This is a genomic window from Salinisphaera orenii subsp. halophila YIM 95161 (assembly GCF_003732545.1).
Lineage (GTDB): Bacteria > Pseudomonadota > Gammaproteobacteria > Nevskiales > Salinisphaeraceae > Salinisphaera > Salinisphaera orenii_A.
In genome coordinates this window covers 1-2328 of record NZ_AYKF01000007.1, presented here as the reverse complement: position 1 = coordinate 2328, position 2328 = coordinate 1, and the positions used below count along the sequence as shown (strand labels likewise).

Here is a 2328-nt window from a genome sequence, read left to right as displayed (position 1 = left end):
ATGGGGTGTTTGCCCCGAATAGCAAGTGGCGGGCGCGGGTGACACCGGCGCACCGGGGTAAGGGCAGTCCGAGCCGCCGCGCCAGCCCCGAGGGCAAAACGCCCGGGCAACGGCGTGCCGCCATGAGCTGGGCACAGCGTCTCAAGCGGGTCTTCGATATCGACATCGAAACCTGCGAGGCCTGCGGGAGCACAGTGCGGATCATTGCCGCCATTGATGATCCTGCCGTGATTCGGTCGATTCTCAATCATCTGGAAAAAAGAGGCGCCCTACCCAACGCCTACCACCGCCCAGCGGCGCGCGCACCGCCCGGGCTCGTGCTGCGTCCGACATCTGGCTGAACGCAAAGCAAAGCTGTGGGCTGCGCGCAAGGCTTCGCTCGTGCCAACCTCGGGTTCAGCGCGGTTGCCGACCATCCCTGCACCGATTCGGCCTGCCAAGCAGCCGCGCTCATTCCCCAAATCCGCGATACAAGCAGACAAAGCCGGCGCGCATGAACCTCTCGAACACGACGGAGTAGATTCAACTACTCGCGAGAGGGCGTTTATTCTTCCTATACTCTATGTGTTGCTGTCGAGCCTGGTCCTGATTGTTTTGTTCTGGCAATGGCGCTCGCTACCGGCCATGGTCTGGAGCATCGACACGCCTTGGGCCGCGTGGCTGCTGTACGGCCTGTGTGCATTCGGTTGGCTGGTGGTGTTCACCAGCACCTACGTGATCGATCATTTCGATTTGTTCGGTTTGCGTCAGGTCTGGTTGCGCGCCCGCGGCCGGACGTACACGCCGCCTGAGTTCAAGGAACGACTTTACTACCGGATCGTGCGCCACCCGCTGATGCTCGGCTTCATCATCGCTTTCTGGGCTACGCCGGGTATGACTCTGGGCCACCTGTTGTTCGCGATTGCTATGACCGTGTATATCCTGCTGGCACTCCAGCTCGAAGAACGCGATCTGCTCGACGCGCACGGCGACGCGTACGGACATTACAAGCGCAGGGTGCCGATGGTGTGTCCATTTCCAAGGCCGCGGCCTCCTGAATAAGCGTCGCCGCAGAAAGCGGACAAGACGGCGGCCAAATACTGAGCCACCAACAACGCCCGAGTTATTTGGCATACCCGACATACGCGTCGGCACCGTTTCGGCTCATGCACTATCAACTCATTTGCAGTTAGCTTGCCTCCGGTCTCGGAAAAACGACAGGAAGCCCTGAGATAACGTCCTTGAAGAATGCGCGGCGAAGCAGACGTTCGGGCCTTTATCGTTTATGCGAACGTCTGCGGATTGACCTTGTCGACCTCGATGACCAGATCCGCAGGCAGTCCGGCGCGGCGCGCGGCTTCCCCTATGGCTTCTGCGCTGGAAGCTTCGTACAGGCAGTATGTCTTCTTCTTGTCGGCGCTCAGAAAGGAAAATAGCCAGTGTGTACCGACTTCGGCGTTGATCTGCGTGACCTCGCGGACGGTGTCCGCCGACAACTCGAGCTGGTCGGCGAAATTGCGTTCGATCAGAAATAACGGCATGGCTACTCCTCCTTGTGCGGTCAATCCGTGCACACCATTTCCCGGTGGAGTTGTTGGGGCGCGTTCGATCGCTTGCCCGATGCTTCGCCCGTCAGAACGACAGTTTCCATGACGGAACAATCGCAAGTCTTGGCCTTAAATCTAGCATACGATCGCGGTACGAAATCAATCCGTTTATGTTTTAAAAAATCTTGCCGGCCCGAGCTGCGGGCGCGGGCGATGTACACTGATGTTTGGAATACCGGCGATAGGTATTCTCTAAGGTATACGGCGGCACGACCGGGCGACGGGGTTTCGGTATGAGCGGAATCGCAAGTATCTGCGAAAAAATATGATTTTTTTGGCGCACGTTTTTATAAAGCCGACCATTTCATGGTTTGCAATGCAAGCCATGGAGACAAGGAGTCGGTGGATGGATCGCCGCAATGTACTGCTCCCAATGCGGACGTGATAATCGAACCGGCGCCGCCTTCTGCGATGGATGCGGCAATAGTCTGACCGGCGCGGTCCCGGCGGGCACGGTCTTCATCGGCCGGCGCGATGAACTGCGGGTGCTGGACGATGCGTTGAGTCAGACCCGGGCCGGCAGCGGCAGGCTGTTGCTGGCGAGCGGCGAACCCGGCATCGGCAAATCGAGGTTGGCCCAGGAAGGCGCAAACCAGGCCGACGATCTGGGCTTTCAGGTCCTTTGGGGACGGTGCCTGGAAGATCCGAGTGCACCGCCGTACTGGCCCTGGCTGCAATTGATGCGTGGCTGGCTGGAACTGGCGGAAGACGACCAGCTCGCCGATGCGGTCGCCGGCGACGC

At 59.5% G+C, this 2328-nt stretch carries 3 protein-coding genes and 1 pseudogene; 3 read left to right on the top strand and 1 reads right to left on the bottom strand.

Going from position 1 to position 2328, the window contains the following annotated elements:
• A pseudogene (locus SAHL_RS17940) lies at window positions 1-341 on the top strand (IS91 family transposase); the annotation flags it as partial.
• A 226-nt stretch (window positions 342-567) separates the two neighbouring features.
• On the top strand, window positions 568-1041 hold the full coding sequence (locus SAHL_RS01695; protein ID WP_221177779.1) for a methyltransferase family protein: 474 nt from the start codon (window positions 568-570) through the stop codon (window positions 1039-1041).
• Between the two features lie 221 nt (window positions 1042-1262).
• Here SAHL_RS01695 and SAHL_RS01690 read toward each other — a convergent pair whose 3' ends face one another.
• Window positions 1263-1520 (bottom strand): DUF4242 domain-containing protein, encoded by a 258-nt coding sequence (locus SAHL_RS01690; protein WP_123589691.1) that lies wholly within the window; start codon window positions 1518-1520, stop codon window positions 1263-1265.
• A 425-nt stretch (window positions 1521-1945) separates the two neighbouring features.
• Here SAHL_RS01690 and SAHL_RS01685 point away from each other — a divergent pair.
• Window positions 1946-2328: AAA family ATPase (locus tag SAHL_RS01685; protein WP_148045448.1), on the top strand; the 383-nt coding region annotated here is incomplete at its 3' end.

Coding starts and splice junctions, on each gene's coding strand:
- SAHL_RS01690 (WP_123589691.1), bottom strand. CDS start 1,520: ATGCCGTTATTTCTGATCGAACGCAATTTCGCCGACCAGCTCGAGTTG.